The sequence below is a fragment of the Caloramator sp. CAR-1 genome, from assembly GCF_030546345.1.
In the GTDB taxonomy this organism is placed as follows: domain Bacteria; phylum Bacillota; class Clostridia; order Clostridiales; family Caloramatoraceae; genus Caloramator; species Caloramator australicus.
Genome location: NZ_JAUONW010000019.1, coordinates 23,859 through 42,950 on the forward strand (window position 1 = coordinate 23,859; position 19,092 = coordinate 42,950).

Consider the following 19,092-nt stretch of genomic DNA (forward strand, 5'->3'; position numbering starts at 1 on the left):
ATCATATTGTTCTTCTATTGATTATTTCTTTGTATTTATAAAAGCTTTCTTTTTTGATCCTCATTTGATTTTTAAAATCTACATAAACAAGTCCAAATCTTTTTGAGTAACCATAACCCCATTCAAAATTATCAAGCAATGACCAGTAAAAATATCCTTTTATATTCAGTCCCATTTCATTCATCTTTTCAACAGCCTTTAAATGTTCAATTAAATATTCTATTCTGTCAGCATCATTTATTTGCCCATCCACTAAATTATCGTCCCATGCTGAACCATTTTCAGTTATATATATTGGTAAATCAGTATATTTTTCTCTGACCATTTTGATTAAATCTATAAATTCATCTGGTGACACATCCCACCCCATGCTTGTCTTTTTATATTCAGAATATGCTCCCCTATATAAAAGGATTGACATAGGATCAAATTCAACAAGGGATCTGTTGTAATAATTTATACCTAAAAAGTCACACCTTTCCCCTATGATATTAAAATCTTCTTCCTTAATAAAGCTAAAATCAGATACTCTATTAGAATATAAATTAACCATATCTATTGGATAGCTTCCTTTAAAAAGAGGTTCTAAGAACCACCTGTTAAAGAATCCATCACAATTGTTTGCTGCAATTTTATCCTTAAACTCTCTGCTTGCTGGATAACTTGGACTTAAATTTAAAGTAATTCCAATTGGCTTTCTCAAACCAAGCCTTCTATATAAATTTACTACCATTCCGTGGGACAATAAAATATGGTGGGCAACCTTTAAGGCGACTTGAAGATCTCTTTTTCCTGGTGCATGTTCTCCTAATGCGTTGGATAAAAATGAAACGCACCAAGGCTCATTATGGGTTATCCACATATCTATATATTCATCTAATTCTTCAAAACACTTTTTTGCATATTCTACGAAATACTCTATATTTTCTCTTTTTTCCCATCCACCTTTATCCTGAATCCATTGAGGCAAATCCCAGTGGTATAATGTCGCAACAGCCTTAATTCCCTTTCCTTTAAGCTCCTTAAGTAGATTTTTATAAAATTCCATTCCCTGTGGATTGTATTCTCCTTCTTTAGGAAAAATTCTTGGCCAAGCTATTGAAAATCTATAGGCATCAACGCCAAGCTCTTTTATGAGCTCAACATCCTCTTTATATCTATGGTAATGATCGCAGGCTACATCACCATTATCCATATTTAAAACCTTTCCCTTTGTCTTAGAAAATGTATCCCAAATAGAAGAAGTCCTACCATCCTCATCAAAGGCTCCTTCTATTTGATAGGATGAAGTTGCAACTCCAAATAAAAAATCCTTAGAAAAAGCCATATTATCCCTCCATTAATCGCTGATCCGCATGCAGCTATTTCTCATTATTAGTCTTGTAGGTATTCTAATTTCATAGGACTCATCGATAGGTTTATCTTCAATTAGGCTCACTAAAACATCTGCAGCTTTTTGACCAATAAGCATTCTATTTTGTTCTATTGTAGTAAGGGGCGGAGTCATAAAGGATGAAAGTTTAATATTATCAAATCCTATTATCGAAATATCCTCTGGAATTCTTACTCCCTTTTCCTGAAAAGTTGTCATAGTAACATAGGCAATATCGTCATATGCTACAAAAACAGCAGTTGGAAGATCATCAATTGTTTTTTGTAGAAATTCGAGGGCAGCTACCTTCCCAGCCTCATGAGTATAATCCTGAGCTTCAACTACATATTTGGAATTATATTCTAATCCCTTCATCTCTAAAAATTCCTTATATGCTTCAAATCTTTCTCTTCCTGCAACACTATCGAGGGGGCAGGCAATATGACCGATTTTTCTATGCCCTAAAAAGTAAAGATACTCTAATGCCTGAAGGCTTCCCATCCTGTTATCCGAAATAACTGTATATACATTAGGGTATAAGCCTTCCACTGAAACGCATTTTAAATCACTATCTAACAGACATTGAATTTCCTCTCTAAATTTTGCACCAACTGCAAGCAAGACTCCATCTACACCCCTATAAAGGCAATGTTCAAGGTATGAGGAGGCTTTATCCCCAAATCTTTTACTTATAAATACAATGTCATAGCCATATTCGCTAACTCTTAAGTTAAAGCTTTGAAGTATTTCACTAAAATGTGGGTGCGTAATTCCTGCGTGAAGTTCCTGAGATAAGACAACACCAATGAGCCATGTCTTTTTAGTTGCAAGAGCCCTTGCGCTATTGTTTGGCGTATATCCTAATCTATCTGCAACCTCCATTATTTTTTTGTATGTCTTTTCGCTTACTGATTTATAGTTATTAAAAGCTTTTGAAACCGTCGCTGGTGAACATCCTGCTTCCTTTGCAACATCATAAATTGTTACCATAGGCACTCCCTCTATTTCTAAATTATTCTAATGATTCATATTTAAAATAATAATAATCTGCGTAGGCACTGTAATCCTGCATATCAATGCAACACATGCCAACAAATGCACCAGTAAATCCAAGCGGATTTGCATATTCGTCTGACAATATAGTCACATCAATGTCATAAGGAATTTCATTCCAATTTAATCCATCCTTTGAGTAAAAGAACTTACCCTTTTCAAATTCAACCTTTAGCTTAAGATAAATCTTCCCATCACCGACTGGTATCTCTTCTATTGGCATTGAAAATTCACCATTGTTTATAACCAAGATTCCAAGGCATTTTTCCCCTTTATTTTCATCATAGGATATTCTTAGAAAATATTGATTTAATTCGTCATATCTATATAAAAGTCCTGCCATCTTTTGAAAATGATTAAAATTAAATTCCAAACAGGTTTCTGCTTCAAATTTAAAATCCGTTTGTCTTCTAACTAAAATATTTTGATGATGATTCGACATCAAGGATTGTCTACCATAAAGCCTTAAAGCTCCATTTTCCAAAATTTCATATTCAGCAGGCCTTCTTAAAGACATGAAATCATATTTAAACTTTTCATCGTCAAATCTATATTCATATAATTTGTTTTCAAGCTTATCACCATAGCCTTCAAATTCTAATGGAGGTTCTAAACCTTTATCCTTTAAATATGGCCAATCATCGATCCACACTACCTCTGCTATTGATGTTTCCCTGCCAAGAGGGCACCTTCTCTTATCGCTAATTGGCCTACCGCACAAAAAAGCAATCCACCATCTGCCATCCGGCCCTTCACATAAACTTCCATGTCCTGCCTTTTGAATGTATAAATCCTTATTAAATCTCGAAGTTACTAAATGGTCATTAGGATGCAATTCATATGGTCCATAGATATTTTTTGAACGTGCGACCGTTACAGCATGGTCATATACAGTTCCACCTTCTGCTGTAATTAAATAATAATAGCCATTTCTTTTGTAAATATGTGGCCCCTCAACAAGACCAAGTTCCGTTCCTTTAAAAATTTTAACAGGTTCCGATATTGGCTTTAGCGTTTCAGGGTCAAGTTCGGTTAATAATATACCTGAAAATTGTTCTTTACCTTCTTTTCTATAATCCCATTCCATATTGACTAAATATTTTCTTCCATCATCATCATGAAATAAAGATGGGTCAAAGCCAGAGCAGTTTATAAAAATCGGATCACTCCATGGCCCTTCGATTGTCGGAGCCTTTATAATATAATTTGGAACATCCTTAAAAGGTCCAAAGGCCCAATTTTTAACATCCGTAAATACTAAATAAAAATACTTTCCATCATAAGATAGGCATGGAGCCCAAATACCTCCTGATTTAGGGTTTCCTATCATATTTAATTTATTTAAATCATCAAGGGGAGATTTAACCCTTTCCCAGTTGGCAAGATCCTTTGATTTTGATATTACAACTCCAGGAAAATATTCAAAAGTAGAATTTGCAATATAAAAGGTTCCATCAACACAGATTATACTTGGATCAGGATGAAATCCAGTTAAAACAGGATTTTTTATCATTCAAAACACCTACCTTTACGTCATTCTTTAACCGATCCCATTGCAATTCCATTAACAATATATCTTGAGAATAAAATGTATACAATTAGTATTGGGATAATCGATACTGCAAGTCCTAAATATATGCTTCCATACTCTGTTCTGTAAACGTCTCCTCTTAATGTTTGCACAAGCATTGGGAGCGTATACTTTTCCATCTTTGATATTAATACAAAGGGTGTAAAGAAATTATTCCATGAACCTACAAAGGCAAAAATTCCCATAGTAACTGCCCCAGGTTTTGCAATTGGAAGCATTATCTTATGAAATATAGTAAGCTCGCTACATCCATCTATTCTTGCAGCTTCAATAAGTTCTTTAACTATTGTTGATTCTAAATATTGAATTGCAAAAAATATCGAACTTGGTGCAGCAATCGCTGGGACAATCAAAGGAATATAACTATTTAATAGGTTTAAGATAGACATATATTTATAAAAACCAATTATAGCAACTTGAGTTGGAACCATAACCAATAGAATAATAAAGGAATATAAAAATTTTTTTGAAGCAAAATCATAAACATGAATTGCATATGCAAACATCATTGAAAAATAAACTGTTAGAACAGTAACTGAAACTGAAATCAAGGCACTGTTGAAAAATCCCCTCCAAATATTAAAACCTCTATTAGTTAAATTTCTCCAGTTAACAAGTAGGTTTTTACTCGGCAATAAACTTACTCCCTGTTGTATTTCAGGAGTAGATCTAGTTGCATTAACAAGTAGTATCCACAAAGGAACTACACATATCAATAACAATATAACCAAGATAAAATATATAAAAGCTCTCATAATCTTTGTTTTAACCGTGTAATTCATAACCTTTTACACCTCTATTTATACTTTTTATTTCCCTTTTAATCTCCTTTTCTTTTAAGAGCTTAATAATAATTAGCGCTGAAATACATGTTACCAAAAATATCATAACCCCAACACTTGCAGCAGCACCAATGTGCCCTTTATTGCTTGAAAATTTCATATACATTAATATATTCATCGTCATTATAGAACCATTTGGAGAACCTCTACCATCTGTTAACATATAAGGAATATCAAACATCTGCATTCCACCAACCAACGAAGTTACAAGTATATAAACCAAGACTGGTCTTAACAAAGGGAGTGTTATTTTCGTAAACATTTGCCATGAATTTGCACCATCCACCATTGCAGATTCATAAAATGAAGGTGAAATAGAAGTCATTCCCGCCATTATAATAATCAGTGTTGTTCCAAACCACATCCACCACTGAATAAAGGCAACTATGCCAACAGTCCAGGTGCTGCTTCTAAAAAAGTCTATTGCATCTTTAAAAAGTCCTATTCTTACTCCAATTTGATTAACTGGGCCATAATATGAAAACAAATTAAAAAACAAAACCGCAATAGTTGCTGGCATTAATATGTTTGGAAGATAAAAAATTGTTCTCCAAAATCCTACAAATCTTATCTTAAGTCTTGTGCTTGTAAACCAAACCGCAAGAAGCATAGCAATTCCAATTTGCGGAATAAAATTTATAAGCCAAATTTTCCATGTATTTAAAAATGATTGAATGAAAAACCTATCTTCAAATAACTTCTTAAAGTTTCCTAATCCAATAAATTTATAACTTTTACTCATAAGAGTCATATCAGTTAAGCTTAAATAAAAAGTATATACCAATGGATAAAGACTAAAAAGTAAAAATCCTATAATAAAAGGCGCTGTAAATATATATCCATAATAGTTTTTATTAATTTTTGAATGTTTCCTCTTTTTTAAAACCTGTTCCAAGTCCTACCCCCCTTTTTTAGTTTGATGAGAACTGCGCAAGGCAGTTCTCATCAAAAATTCTTATTCAACTATTAAATCAGGCAATGTATTTTTAACAGCCTCTTTAAATTGTTTTATCGCCTGTTCCTTTGTCGCTTTACCAGACACATAATTGTTAAGAGGGTCATTTAGTGCACGTTGAATTGCATCATCTGTTCCTTGTAAAAGTTTTAAACTAATGTATGGAGCTGCTTCTGCAAAACTTCTATAGGAGTTTTGTCCTGCGAGGAATTTTGATGTTGAAGCATCGTCAAACTTATCAACTATCTCTTCTACGACCTTTTGACTTGATACAAAGTCTCCAGGGCCTTGGGATAGTTTATCTCCTATAGTTGGATCAATCTTTTTAAGATATTCATTTGTATATACGCCAAGAGCCCAATTCTTTAAGTTTTCCTCATCTAATGTAGCAAACTTTACAAAATCCTTAGCAAGTTCTAAATTCTTTGTTCCTTTTACAACCGCAATCCAAGTTCCACCCCATTGATATGGCATTGGCCCTCTAATGCACGCCCAGTCACCTGAAGTGTCCTTTCCTACCTTCTTAGTCTTGTCCGATCCTTCGATCTTGACTTCCTTTGGTGAGGAGTTTGGCATCAAAACATAAGGAAGTCCCCAAGTTGGAAGGAAATATGAAAATACCTGTTTTGGATTACCCTTTGCGTCAACTAATGAATCGTTCATTCCAGCAAACCAACCCTCTTGCCATTGATTTGCTTGGGCTTCATAACCGTTTTGTCTAAAGGATTTTGCTATCTCAAACAATTCGTCTACCTTTGGATCAATATATAATTTCCCATCAACCACCCAGGGCTTTTCTCTATTAGCAAAAAATAAATTTGTAAAATCCCCAACTGACGCAACCATATAAGTATTTCCTTTGGACTTTTCCTTAACTATTTTAGCTGCCTCTTCAAATTTTTTCATATCAGATACTAACTCTTGAATCTTTTCTGGATCATCAGTTCCAAAATATTTCTTTGCAAGGCTTCTTCTGTAGAACATTGCACCTGGAGTTGCTTGGTATGAATAGGCTTTAACTTGTCCATCATAAGTTGCCATGTCGATTGTAAATTGATATGTTCTTAGCTCTTGGGCTAATGGAAGTAAATCTGAAAGATCTTCCAAATAGTCGCTTTCAATAAACTCTCTAACAAAGGACGCCTCAAGGGCTATAATGTCAGGTGCTTCACCCGATTGAAGTGCTGATTTTAACTTAGTTTGATATTCCCCATTAGTCATTGGTATCATGGTGTATTCGATTTTTACATCTGGATGTTTCCCCCTATAAGCTACTGCCATCGTCTTGATTTCATCAGTAAAGGACCATATCTTTAAAACCTTTTCACCAGTTTGATTAGAATTTGCTTGTTCTTCTGTCTTACCACAACCACTAAACACACTAACTGTAAGCAAAAGAACAAGAAGCATTGAAATTAGTTTTTTCATTAACACCCTCTCCCCCTTATTTTTTTATAAACACAGAAAAAGAAACCGGTTTCTTTTCCAAAATAATCTTATCATACTTTTCTAAATATTTCAATAACTTTTTTAACTTTATTATTAGGAAACATTGTTTCCAAGCTAATAAGATAGTTGCATTGATTTCGATTTATTTAGGAAATCGGTTTCTAATTTTTGTCGTTTTATAGGGAATATTGTAATTTTATACCTAATAAAGGTATACTTTTTTAACTTTTTCCGTTATAATTGTTTAAAAGGAGGCGATACCATGCATAAATTTGACCCTAAAAACTTAAAAAAACTTGATAATCCCACAAGAAGAAAATATATGCCACCATATAAAACCCTTGAAAAATTTGGCCTTAAGTCAAAGGGAACAGGAACATTTTTAGATATAGGATGTGGAATAGGGTATTTTACAATTCCTGCGGCAAAAATATTATCAAACGGAAGAGCAATTGGAATCGATATTTTGCCTGAAATGCTAGAACATGCTAAAGAAAGGGCTGAAGGTTTAAATAATATAGAATTTAAACTTTGCGAGGAATATAAATTTCCTATAGAATCCGAATCAATAGATTATGCAATGCTATCAAACGTATTACACGAAATAGAAGATAAAAACAAATATATTAAGGAAATAAAAAGAACATTAAACAATGATGGACAGATTTTTATCATAGAGTGGAAAAAAGTCGAAACCAATTATGGACCACCTATAGATCATAGGATATCTCAAGAAGAAGTTATAGAATTATTTCAGTCAAATGGTTTTAAACTACTAGAATATGTTGAAGTTTCTAAGCATCATTATGGTCTAAAATTTATTAAATAAATTGTCGAATTATGCAAATTAACATTTTCTTAACAATTTTTCAATAGCTTTTTAATATAGTTTTGTTACTATTAAATTGTCTTGATTCCCCCCTTTAACATAGATTTACTTTTAAAAAAAGCCGGCATTTGCCGGCTAAATTACTTTTTTGTAAGTATTTCTTTTTGAAGTTTTATTACCCCTTGGTTTAATTTATATTGCTTAGAATTAACAACTACATTTCCGTTATAATTGTTAACTATAAGCTCAAGCTCTTCATAATCATCATATCCTTCATGTTCTTTTTCGATATTTATTTCCAAAGTATCCTTTAATCTCATTGAGATTTTATATAAATTATATTTTCCTTCCTTATATTCAAAGCTCTCACCGTCATCTTTATAGTGGTAATATGCCCCATCTCCTGGATAAATATCTAAAATCAATTTATTCATTTTCTTTTGCCCAACATAATTTTGTTCTTCAAAATTAGGAATTATGCTTCCTTTTTTAATAAAAATTGGACAAATATCTAATGGTGCTTCCTTTAATATGTATTTTCCACCCTCATATTCTTCCTTAGTCCAGTAATCTATCCAAGTGCCTTCTGGCAGATAAACCGCCCTTATATTTTTACCCTGTTCAAGGATCGGAGCAACTAAAATATTCTCGCCAAACAAGAATTCATCATTTAATTCATATGTGTTTTTGTCATCTTGATAGTGTAAGAACAAAGGCCTCATTAGCGGTAGACCAGTTAATTCACATTGATACATTAAATCATAAACATATGGTAAAAGCTTATACCTTAACTTAATATACTTTCTATTAATCTCCTCTGTCTTCTCATCAAAGGCCCATGGCTCTTGATCCCTTGTATGAATACAGGAATGATTTCTAAAAAGAGGGGTAAAACATCCAAGCTGCACCCATCTTGATAAAAGTTCACCTGTTGCATCAAATTGGAAACCTCCAACATCAGTTCCACAAAAGGCAATCCCTGATAAACCTAAATTTAAAAGCATAGGAACTGCCATCCTAAGATGTTCCCAAAAACTATGATTATCTCCAGTCCAAACCGTTGAATACTTTTGTGTTCCTGCGTAGCATGCCCTTGTTATTACAAAAGGTCTTTTATTTGTATAGTCCTTTATACCTTCATATGTAGCCTTTGACATAAGGTGACCATAAACATTATGGATTTCAAGGTGATTTGTTGGCCTTCCATCGTTTTTAAATTGAACATCCTCAGGTAATGGTCCCTTAAATGAAGCAGGCTCATTCATATCATTCCAAATACCAGCAACTCCATCCTGAAGCATTATCTTTTGTTTTTCTGCCCACCATCTTCTTACAGATTCATCTGAAAAATCAGGATACAGGGCTTCTCCTGGCCAAACCTCATTTACATAGGGAATGCCATCCTTATCCGTTGCAAAATAACCATTTTTTAGTCCCTCTTCATACACAAAATAACCCTTGTCTTTTTTTACCCCTGGATCTATAATTGTAACTACTTTAAATCCCATATTCTTTAATTCTTTAATCATTTCTTTATGATTACTAAATGCTACTTTATCCCAAGTAAATACCCTATAACCATCCATGTAATCAATATCAAGATGAATAACGTCGCATGGGATGTCCTTTTCCCTAAAGGTTTTGGCAATTTCTAATACCCTTTCCTTAGGAGAATAACTCCATCTTGACTGTTGATATCCTAATGTCCAAAGCTGTGGAAGGGGAGTTTTTCCTGTAAGATATGTATATCCTTCTACTACATCAGTTACCTTAGGTCCATTAATAAAGTAATAGTCTAAATTCCCATCATCTGCTGCAAAATAATAATAGCTTCCGTTTTCCTTGCCCATGTCAAAATAAGTTTTAAAGGTATTATCAAAAAATATTCCAAAGGATGCATTCTCCCTTAAGGTTATAAAAAATGGGATGGATTTATATAAACTTACATAGCTTTCAACATGTGGCCTTGGATCATCAGTATTCCACATCTCATAATAATAACCCCTTTTATTTAAGTATCCTGTTTTTTCACCCAAGCCATAAAAGTATTCATCGCCTTGCATTTTCTTTACAATTTCTATTTTATATTTTCTAAAGTTTTCTTCTATTTTAATACCCTCACCCTCAGCAATTTTGCCATTTCCCCTTCTTATGAATGGCTTTCTGTCTTCCCTATAGTCTTCGCAAAGAATTTTCCCATCCTTATCAAAGAAATCTACCTTAAAATCATCATGGATTTTAACAATTAGCTTGTCTGTTTTTAGGATTAGGCAATCATTATTATAATTCACATGAAAATCAGTCTTTACTATCTTTAGGCCCTCTATAGCCCTTGAAAAATGATCTTCATATTTAAGGGGAGAAAAGACATTTATAATATCATCCTTTATTACTTCAATAAAACCTTTACCATTTTCAAATTGTATTTCCAATTTATTATCCTTTACAAAATAAAACATAATTTTACCAAACATTGTCCCAACCCTCCTAAATTAACATTTTATTCACAATCTCTAAATACTTTTTTAATATTATCCTGTTATTATGGAAATGTAGGATGAAACAAGCATCATACATAAGATACCCCCCCTCTTTAATATAGATTCATAAAACCCCTAATATTACCTCGCCAAACGGCGAGGTTTTTACTTTTTTGTTTCACTTTTAAAATTTTCACAGATTAATTTATCCAATATTTGATAAATATTTGACGCAAGAAGTATTCCAAAGGCAATGGCTCCTGCCGTTGCTGCTGTTTCTATTCCTTTGTTTATCCCTTTCTCCAGTTTTCCAAATACAAGCAAAGTTATAGTATCAAAGGCCATGATTCCTGGAACTAAAGGATACATCCCTGGAATTGAAAAAACATAGGCTGGGGTTTTAAGCCTTCTTGCCATTATTTCACTATAAAGTCCTACAAAGATAGCAGCCAAAAATGTAGCATATATTCCCCTTGAGGAATATTCAAATAAAGCTTTATATATTATCCATGCAAACCCACCACAAAGACCAGCCCAAAATAGATTATATCTTTCTATGTTAAATAATATAGCACCTGTAAAACTTCCGATAAAGGCTAGTAAAAATTCCTTCATAGCATCACCCATCCTAATCCTAATGTTAGTGCAAATCCTACTCCAGCTCCTACTGATGCAGCAATAAAAAGGGCTTCTCCAAATCTTGCAAAACTCGATATAAGATCTCCGTATAAAGCATCCTTTATTGCATTTGTCATAGCAATCCCTGGAACTAAAATCATTATAGAACCAATAATTACTTTATCTAAATTTACAGCATTTATTAAATTTTTAAATATCAATGTTAATATAGCTGCCAAGAAACCCGATAAAAAATATTCAAAAAACTGAAAAAATCCCAATCTTGAGATCTTTTCTTTTACTACATAAACTATACAGGTTATTATAAAGGCTATAAGTGCATCCAATAATTTACCATTAAAAAGCTGCGTAAATGAAAAGGCCACAATTCCGGCACTAAAAACCCTTAAAGGATACTTAAAATAAGGTAATTTTCTTATCTTTTCAACCTCACCTATTATCTCATCATAATTTAGGTCTTCGTTTTCAATTCGTCTTGAAAGATCATTTAAAAGATCTATTCTGTGAAGGTCAACGGTTCTATCCTTTATTCTTTTAACACATGTAATAATCCTTCCATCATGTGTTTTACCTGTTGCCGAAAATCCAGTTGGCATAACAAAACTGTCAAGTTCAACTTCATAAGATTTTGCTATTCTTTTCATCGTGTCTTCTACTCTATAAATTTCCGCACCGGAACTTAATAACATTTCACCTATCTTTGTTGTTATTTCCATAACCTGTTTTAATTCCATCTCTATCACCACCTTTTTAATTGTATCATAATTTTTTTATTATTATAACAAAGTAAACACTAAATTAACAAAATCTTATCAAAAAACAAAAGCCGCAAGAGCGGCTATTTTAAGTTATTAATAATTGAAATTATAGTTTCTTTAACATGCTTTGCTATTTCATTTAATCCTTCACTTTCAAAATCTTTTAATATGTATTCAGGATCCATAAATCCTACTTTTACCTTATCATCTTGCTCATACACAGCTATTTTACAAGGTAAAAAATATCCAACCTTTATGTCCTTTTCAAGGACTTCCTTAGCCTTGTAAGGGTTGCATACCTCTAAAATAGTAAAGTTACCATCATATGCAACTCCCTTTTCCTTTAACTTATCTTGAAAATTTAATCTCCAAATTACACCAAACTTTGCTTTTTCGAGCTTTTCAGCAATTTCGTCCAGAACATCTTCATACCTCTTATTAACTTCAATTTCATAAATAAATTTATCCATAGCATCACTCCTTAATATTAATTTTTGGATGCTACTTAATATTTTGTTTATCTATAGTATAATTATACAATAATTAGCAGCTTAAGTGTATAATAAAATTTTAAGACTGTCCAAAACAAGATAGTCTCAGATTGTAGACAAACCTTCTTTGGTTTTCAGACTTTGCAAGAGCCCTGGAAGGATTAGAAAAGGCATCTCTCATGAGCTTTAGCAATTCTTGCTTTTCGACTTTTCAAAAGTTCGTAATTCTGCACATGGACGTGCAGAGCCGAGTGGCCGACACGGATGTCGGCTCACGAGGGTAGGACTTTTGAAAACAAAGAAAAGCTTAGAATTGCTTAGCGAAATGAGCGAATGCCAGGGGAATCCTTCACAGGGCTTATCAAAAATAACTTTTTCAACAGTCTGAGACTATCCAAAACTGGACAGCCTTTTTTATTAAATTCGCTTTCTAAATTAATTCATTTATGAAATTTAATATATATTCTTTATCTAACATGCAACCTTTTTTACGATCTCTCCATTTTCACGCAGGCAAAAGCGCACCTTTTATACAAACAAATATGAAATTGCGTTAAATAAATATCCAATTATAATTATCCCTAATGTTACTATTGTTATAAAAATTCCAAGTAGTTTTGGTTTTACTACCTTACTTAACATAATCATGGAAGGTAAGGAGAGCGCTGTTACCGCCATCATGAAGGAAAGGATTGTTCCAACCCCTATCCCCTTCATGAATAATGCTTCTGCAATTGGTAATGTTCCAAAAATATCAGCATACATTGGAACGCCGACTATAGTTGCTAAAATTACAGCAAAGGGATTATCTGAACCTATTATCTTTTCAATTACATTTTGTGGAATCCAGTTATGAATTGTAGCACCAATTCCAACACCAATTAAAATATAAAGCCAGACTCTACCTATTATTTCTTTTACCTGATCCTTTGCATAATCTATTCTTTCTTTTCTTGTCATCTCTGGAACTTCAATATCAACATTTTCGATTTCCCTAACATAACCTTCAACATATTTTTCAAGATTCATTTTATCTATCAAAGTTCCACCTATTACTGCAAGAACTAAACCAAATATAACATAAGCAATTGCTATTTTAGGACCAAAAAAGGACATTAAAAGAAGAAAGGAAGCTAAATCAACTAATGGTGATGATATTAAAAAGGAAAAAGTTACGCCTATTGGTAGTCCTGCTGAAGTAAACCCTATAAATAAAGGTATGCTAGAACAGCTGCAAAAAGGTGTTATCGTTCCAAGCATAGCCCCAAAAATATTTCCCTTTATCCCCTTTATGTGTCCTAAAATTTTCTTAGTTCGCTCGGGAGGAAAATAGCTTTGAATATATGAAACTATAAAAATTAAGATTGAAAGCAGTATAAAAATCTTTATAGTGTCATAAATAAAGAAGTGGATACTTCCTCCAATTCTCTCCTTCACAGATAATCCTAAAACTTTTTCAACAAAATATCTTACCAAATTTGAAAGCCATACCATTTTTAATAACTGATCGTTTATAAAATTAAATATTCCCATATACTTTCCTCCTTAATTTGACATAAGTTAAGCATGCATATCGCATGCTTATCCTTTTAATATATTTTTAACTTCTTCTGCAGTTAAAACCTTACCAAAGGATTTTACCTTTTCATCAACAACAAGTGCAGGTGTTCTCATAACACCATACTTCATGATTTCCTTAAAATCTTCAACCTTTTGGATTTCTGCTTGAATTCCAAGCTCTTCAACTGCTTTTTTTGTGTTTTCCTCAAGTTTTTTACAGTTTGCACAACCAGAACCTAAGATTTTGATTATCATAGTTAGCCCTCCTAATCCTTAAGTTTTTGAAATTTATTATCAATGATTTGACGAGCGATAGATATTAAGTCCTTTATTTCTTCGTCCGCAAGACTATAATGTATATTTAATCCAACCTTTTCACTCTTTACAATTCCTGCATCCTTTAATATTCTAAGATGCTGCGAAAGATTTGATTGGCTAAATTCTATATCTTGGTTTAATACGCAAACACATTTAGGACCATCAAGAAGATAATTTATTATCTTGTATCTAATTGGATGGCCTAAAGCTTTAAAAATCTTTACAACAAGTTCATCCTTTGTCATTCTAAGCCTCCTTTTAAAAATGTAAAGTTGAAATAAATTATTATTTTAGTATTTGCTTATATTCTAAAACTTTTGGTTTTAAATGTCAATAAAAACTAAATAAATTTCTTTTATATATTGAAAAATTCTATTATAATGAATAATATAATACATAATTTCAATACTAATAAAAGGGAGGGACTAATGTGGATATAAAAATTTCTAAGGAAATAGCGGAACAAATAAAAGATATTCTTGCAAAGGAAGGTAAATCTGCAATAAGATTTGAAGTTGTTGATTTTGGTTGAGCTGGTCCTGTTTTTGATGTTGTTCTGGATGAACAACGCAATTTAGACGAAGTTGTTGAAATAGAAGGAATAAAATTCGTCGCTGAAAATAGTATAAAGCCATTTATAAGAAACATTGAAATTACAATATCTGATGGAAAACCAGCAATAGTTCAAACTGGTTGCTGCTGCTAAAAAAACTTAAACTTAAGTGCCTGGCACTTAAGTTTAAGTTTTTTGCGTTTTTATGAAAAATAACTCCTTGTAGCATTAGCAATTCTAACTAATGTTAACATGATTGGAACTTCTGTTAAAACACCTACAACCGTCGCAAGGGCTGCTCCAGATGTAAGTCCGAATAAGGATATTGCAACTGCAACTGCAAGCTCAAAGAAGTTGCTTGCTCCAATCATAGCTGCTGGTGCTGCAATATCGTGTGGAAGCTTCCAAACCTTTGACCAGCCATAAGCTATGAAGAATATTAAAAAGGTTTGAATTGTAAGTGGAACAGCTATTAAAAGTATGTGGAATGGATTATTTACAATTATTTCACCTTGGAATGAGAATATAATCACTAGTGTCAATAAAAGTCCGATTATAGTTATATTATCAAATTTCTTTAAAAATACATTTTCAAAATAATCTATTCCCTTACTAGCAATAACCCTCTTTCGTGTAAAATATCCAAAGGTAAGTGGAATTACAACAAATAGAATAGTTGATAAAATCAAAGTATCATATGGAACTCTAACATTCGAAACACCAAGTAAAAATGCTACAATTGGAGTAAAAGCAAATAAAATTATAAGGTCGTTTGTTGCAACTTGAACAAGCGTATAGGCTGGATCTCCGTTTGTTAAATAGCTCCATACGAACACCATTGCTGTGCATGGTGCCGCACCAAGCAATACTGCACCTGCAAGGTATTCTGTCGATAGGTTTTCAGGAATATACGCTTTAAATACTATTTTTAAAAAGAAATATGCAATTAAATACATTGTAAAGGGTTTTATAAGCCAGTTTGTAACCCAAGTTACAATAAGTCCCTTTGGTTTTTGCCCTATCTTTTTAACGCTTGAAAAGTCAATTTTAAGCATCATAGGATAAATCATAAGCCAAATTAATACTGCAACTGGAATTGATACATGGGCATATTCCATTCTACTTAAGAATTTAGGAATGGATGGAATATACTGCCCAATTAAGACTCCAGCGACGATACAAAGTGCAACCCATATACTTAAATATCTTTCGAATAAACTTAAACCCTTTTTAGCCATAAAAACTCCCCCTTAATTATGCTTTTCCTGTTCTTATATTTTCAGCGAACTTTTCTGGAAGTCCATTTTTTAAAATTTCTTCTGCAACAGTTTCATAATCATAAGGAACAGAATGGATTTCAACATCTAACTCTTCCCCTACGTTTATTATAATATAGTTAGCATTTGGACTCCCATTTTTGGGCTTTCCAACACTACCTGCATTTATAAGATATTTATCTTTATATTTCTTAACATAAGGAATATGTGTATGTCCACAAACTAAAGCATCATATTTAAACTCGCCCATAACCTCTTCTGCTTCCTTAGAATTCTCCTTTAAATATTCGTTAATTCTTCTTGGGCTTCCATGAACAAACATAATATTCTTACCCTCAAATTTTAAAACCATTTCTAATGGAAGTTCCCTTAAAAATCTTTTATTTTCTTCAGTTACCGTTTCAATTGTATAATTTAACGAAATAGAGGCATTCTCCATATCCTTTGGATCTGGATAGTCACAACCACAAATAAACTTTTCATAGCCAACTGCATCATCGTAATTTCCCATAATCGTTAGAATATTTTTTTCCCTTAAAAGTTCAATTACCTCATTAGGATAAGTGCAGTATCCAACTAAATCCCCTGTGCAAACTGTAATGTCAACCCCCCTTTCCTTTATATCTTCTAATACAGCCTTTAGGGCTAATAAATTGCTGTGAATGTCAGAAATAACTGCAATTCTCATAAAAATCCTCCTTAATCTAAATTATCGCAGCCTTTACCTTGGGCTTTAAATTTTAAAAGGTTTTCATATTCTTCCTTCAGCTTTTTAACCTTTTCTGTTTCATGGAATAGTAATTCCTTTAAAAATGGATATTTATTTAATATTTCTTCATTTAACCTATAGTAAACATATTGCTGTTTTTTGGTTCCAGTTATCATCTTGCTTCTACTCAATCTTGTAAGATGTCTTGATGCATTCGATTGAGTTAGATTAAGTAATTTTTCAATTTCACAGACGCAAAGCTCTTCACCTTTTAAAAGGTTTAATATTCTAAGTCGCGTTTCATCTGCAACTTCTTTTAATATCTCTACAAGTTCCATAAAAGCACCTCTTTGTTATATGATTATATAATCATATTCAGACTGTTGAAAAAGTTGTTTTTTGATAAGCCCCGTGAAGGATTTCCTTGGCATTCGCTCATTTCGCTAAGCAATTCTAAGCTTTTCTTTGTTTTCAAAAGTCCTACCCTCGTGAGCCGACATCCGTGTCGGCCACTCGGCTCTGCACGTCCGTGTGCAGAATTACGGACTTTTGAAAAGTCGAAAAGCAAGAATTGCTAGAGCTTATGAGAGATGCCTTTTTGAAATCCATTCACGGGGCTCTTGCAAAGTCTAAACACCAATGAGAGTTTGTCTACAATCTGATATGATTATATAATCATATTATCATATTGTAATAGTAAAGTAAATATTCCATGTAGAAGTTTGTTATAATTTTTTTCTTTATTTAATTTTAAAGCTGGTATAAAATATCAAAAAGGCTAAAAATGGGAGGAATGAATATGCCGGATAAATATATTCCAGAAATAAAGGGTATATTGCGCAATAACATTATTGAAGTTCCCCAGGTTATAAGGGAAGCAAGTGGAATTATAGTATTTGGTAGAAGAATTAAGTCTTTAATATTTTCAACCGATGTCGCAATCATAAGAAACACAAACGCAGATGCAGTAATTGCCGTTTATCCCTTTACTCCACAGCCGGTTATTGCAGAGGCTATACTTAACGTTTCAGAAGTTCCAGTATTTTGTGGTGTAGGCGGAGGCATAACTACTGGAAAAAGGGCAATAAGAATTGCAAGACATGTTGAATTCCAAGGTGCAATTGGCGTTGTAGTAAACGCACCAACACCTAATGAATTAATAAAAGCTATGAGGGAAGAAATAGATATACCTATAGTAGTCACGGTGGTTTCTGAAAAGGAAGACTTTAGAGGGAGGATAGAGGCTGGTGCAAGCATTTTTAATGTTTCAGGAGCTGCTAATACACCTAACATCGTAAGAAGGATAAGGGAGGAGTTCCCCCATGTGCCCATTATAGCAACAGGAGGCCCGAATGACGAAACAATAAGGGAAACAATAAAGGCTGGTGCAAACGCAATAACCTATACTCCTCCAACTACTGGTGAAATATTTGGAAAAATCATGGATAAATACAGAACTACATTTTAAAAGGCACAATTTCCTTCATCGCTATTGAAAAAGGTTTTCTAATTATTATAGTTGCCATAGAATCAAAAGGTGTTGGACTTGTGTTTATAAAAATAGCCTCATCTCCATTAAAATAATCTAAAAGAGAATTTGCTGGATAAACGGTTAAACTTGTTCCTGCAACTATTAGAACATCCGCCCTCTTAATATGATGGACAGCCCTTGATATTTTGTCTGGATCTAGGACTTCACCATATAGGATTATATTAGGCCTTACTATCCCTCCACAGTCACATATAAAAAATTTATCATCCTCCCTGCCGCATCCCATACAGTAATATTCTCTTAAACTGCCATGAAGTTCTACAACTTCCTTAGAACCAGCCTTCTGGTGTAGTCCATCTATGTTTTGAGTAATTATAGCTTTTAATTTACCTAATTTTTCAAGCTCAACTAATACCCTATGTCCATCATTAGGTTCAACATCAAAGGATAGTTTCTCCTGTAAAAAGGAATAAAATATTTTAGGATGCTTAAGGACAAAATCTATATGCAATATTTCTTCCGGATTATATCCCATAAATGTTTTTTTGTATAAGCCCTTGTCACCTCTAAAGTCTGGTATTCCTGATTCTGTAGATGTTCCAGCCCCACCAAAGAAAACAATATATTGGGCATTTTTGATAGCTTCCCTTGCTTTATCAATTTCTTTCACTATAATCACCCCTTACAGTTATATTTATAACCAAAAACAAAACTAAAATTACAA

The 19,092-nt window shown here is 32.9% G+C and carries 19 protein-coding genes; 2 read left to right on the forward strand and 17 right to left on the reverse strand.

The features are described from left to right. Nucleotide 1: 1 nt before the first annotated feature. Genes Q3V94_RS06535 through Q3V94_RS06560 form a run of 6 tightly spaced genes read right to left on the reverse strand, consistent with a single transcriptional unit; the run spans nucleotide 2 to nucleotide 7,241 of the window. A complete protein-coding gene (locus tag Q3V94_RS06535) occupies nucleotides 2-1,327 on the reverse strand; it encodes a GH1 family beta-glucosidase (protein ID WP_303526152.1) in 1,326 nt (441 codons plus the stop codon). Between the two features lie 12 nt (nucleotides 1,328-1,339). Then, nucleotides 1,340-2,362: a LacI family DNA-binding transcriptional regulator gene (locus Q3V94_RS06540; protein WP_303526155.1), complete on the reverse strand. Its 1,023-nt coding sequence runs from the start codon at nucleotides 2,360-2,362 to the stop codon at nucleotides 1,340-1,342. A gap of 22 nt (nucleotides 2,363-2,384) precedes the next feature. Beyond that, the gene (locus Q3V94_RS06545; RefSeq protein WP_303526157.1) at nucleotides 2,385-3,938 is read right to left on the reverse strand and encodes a glycoside hydrolase family 43 protein; all 1,554 of its coding nucleotides are present in this window, start codon (nucleotides 3,936-3,938) and stop codon (nucleotides 2,385-2,387) included. Nucleotides 3,939-3,958: 20 nt separating this feature from the next. Further along, nucleotides 3,959-4,798 carry a carbohydrate ABC transporter permease gene (locus tag Q3V94_RS06550; protein ID WP_303526159.1) on the reverse strand — a complete coding sequence of 280 codons (840 nt, stop codon included), beginning with the start codon at nucleotides 4,796-4,798 and terminating at the stop codon, nucleotides 3,959-3,961. Then, the gene (locus Q3V94_RS06555) at nucleotides 4,782-5,753 is read right to left on the reverse strand and encodes a carbohydrate ABC transporter permease (protein ID WP_303526160.1); all 972 of its coding nucleotides are present in this window, start codon (nucleotides 5,751-5,753) and stop codon (nucleotides 4,782-4,784) included. The genes Q3V94_RS06550 and Q3V94_RS06555 overlap by 17 nt, the downstream gene beginning before the upstream one ends. Before the next feature lie 60 nt (nucleotides 5,754-5,813). After that, the gene (locus Q3V94_RS06560; RefSeq protein WP_303526162.1) at nucleotides 5,814-7,241 is read right to left on the reverse strand and encodes an ABC transporter substrate-binding protein; all 1,428 of its coding nucleotides are present in this window, start codon (nucleotides 7,239-7,241) and stop codon (nucleotides 5,814-5,816) included. 283 nt (nucleotides 7,242-7,524) lie between these two features. On the opposite strand from Q3V94_RS06560, the gene Q3V94_RS06565 reads away from it, so the two are divergent. Continuing rightward, nucleotides 7,525-8,091 carry a class I SAM-dependent methyltransferase gene (locus Q3V94_RS06565; protein WP_303526163.1) on the forward strand — a complete coding sequence of 189 codons (567 nt, stop codon included), beginning with the start codon at nucleotides 7,525-7,527 and terminating at the stop codon, nucleotides 8,089-8,091. A 140-nt stretch (nucleotides 8,092-8,231) separates the two neighbouring features. Here Q3V94_RS06565 and Q3V94_RS06570 read toward each other — a convergent pair whose 3' ends face one another. The 10 genes from Q3V94_RS06570 to Q3V94_RS06615 all read right to left on the reverse strand — a co-directional run bounded on the left by Q3V94_RS06570 (nucleotide 8,232) and on the right by Q3V94_RS06615 (nucleotide 17,214). Beyond that, on the reverse strand, nucleotides 8,232-10,565 hold the full coding sequence (locus tag Q3V94_RS06570; protein ID WP_303526164.1) for a glycoside hydrolase family 31 protein: 2,334 nt from the start codon (nucleotides 10,563-10,565) through the stop codon (nucleotides 8,232-8,234). A gap of 171 nt (nucleotides 10,566-10,736) precedes the next feature. Beyond that, on the reverse strand, nucleotides 10,737-11,186 hold the full coding sequence (locus Q3V94_RS06575) for a threonine/serine exporter family protein (protein WP_008907526.1): 450 nt from the start codon (nucleotides 11,184-11,186) through the stop codon (nucleotides 10,737-10,739). After that, a complete protein-coding gene (locus Q3V94_RS06580; RefSeq protein ID WP_303526168.1) occupies nucleotides 11,183-11,944 on the reverse strand; it encodes a threonine/serine exporter ThrE family protein in 762 nt (253 codons plus the stop codon). The genes Q3V94_RS06575 and Q3V94_RS06580 overlap by 4 nt, the downstream gene beginning before the upstream one ends. Nucleotides 11,945-12,048: 104 nt before the next feature. Then, nucleotides 12,049-12,438, reverse strand: coding sequence for a DUF302 domain-containing protein (locus Q3V94_RS06585; protein ID WP_303526170.1), 390 nt, complete (start codon nucleotides 12,436-12,438; stop codon nucleotides 12,049-12,051). Nucleotides 12,439-12,987: 549 nt separating this feature from the next. Continuing rightward, nucleotides 12,988-13,992 carry a permease gene (locus tag Q3V94_RS06590; protein WP_008907529.1) on the reverse strand — a complete coding sequence of 335 codons (1,005 nt, stop codon included), beginning with the start codon at nucleotides 13,990-13,992 and terminating at the stop codon, nucleotides 12,988-12,990. A 48-nt stretch (nucleotides 13,993-14,040) separates the two neighbouring features. Next, nucleotides 14,041-14,274: a thioredoxin family protein gene (locus Q3V94_RS06595; RefSeq protein ID WP_008907530.1), complete on the reverse strand. Its 234-nt coding sequence runs from the start codon at nucleotides 14,272-14,274 to the stop codon at nucleotides 14,041-14,043. Between the two features lie 11 nt (nucleotides 14,275-14,285). Beyond that, complete coding sequence (locus Q3V94_RS06600) at nucleotides 14,286-14,582, reverse strand: metalloregulator ArsR/SmtB family transcription factor (RefSeq protein WP_008907531.1); 297 nt, start codon at nucleotides 14,580-14,582, stop codon at nucleotides 14,286-14,288. Between the two features lie 511 nt (nucleotides 14,583-15,093). Then, nucleotides 15,094-16,128 (reverse strand): ACR3 family arsenite efflux transporter, encoded by a 1,035-nt coding sequence (gene arsB / locus Q3V94_RS06605; protein WP_303526172.1) that lies wholly within the window; start codon nucleotides 16,126-16,128, stop codon nucleotides 15,094-15,096. A 16-nt stretch (nucleotides 16,129-16,144) separates the two neighbouring features. Continuing rightward, on the reverse strand, nucleotides 16,145-16,855 hold the full coding sequence (locus Q3V94_RS06610) for a metallophosphoesterase (RefSeq protein ID WP_303526175.1): 711 nt from the start codon (nucleotides 16,853-16,855) through the stop codon (nucleotides 16,145-16,147). A gap of 11 nt (nucleotides 16,856-16,866) precedes the next feature. Continuing rightward, a complete protein-coding gene (locus Q3V94_RS06615) occupies nucleotides 16,867-17,214 on the reverse strand; it encodes a helix-turn-helix transcriptional regulator (RefSeq protein WP_008908531.1) in 348 nt (115 codons plus the stop codon). A gap of 461 nt (nucleotides 17,215-17,675) precedes the next feature. On the opposite strand from Q3V94_RS06615, the gene Q3V94_RS06620 reads away from it, so the two are divergent. Further along, nucleotides 17,676-18,344: a hydrolase gene (locus Q3V94_RS06620; RefSeq protein ID WP_274767159.1), complete on the forward strand. Its 669-nt coding sequence runs from the start codon at nucleotides 17,676-17,678 to the stop codon at nucleotides 18,342-18,344. Here Q3V94_RS06620 and Q3V94_RS06625 read toward each other — a convergent pair. After that, nucleotides 18,334-19,038, reverse strand: a complete 705-nt coding sequence (locus Q3V94_RS06625; protein ID WP_303526178.1) for an NAD-dependent protein deacylase — start codon at nucleotides 19,036-19,038, stop codon at nucleotides 18,334-18,336. The genes Q3V94_RS06620 and Q3V94_RS06625 overlap by 11 nt on opposite strands. Nucleotides 19,039-19,092 lie beyond the last annotated feature (54 nt).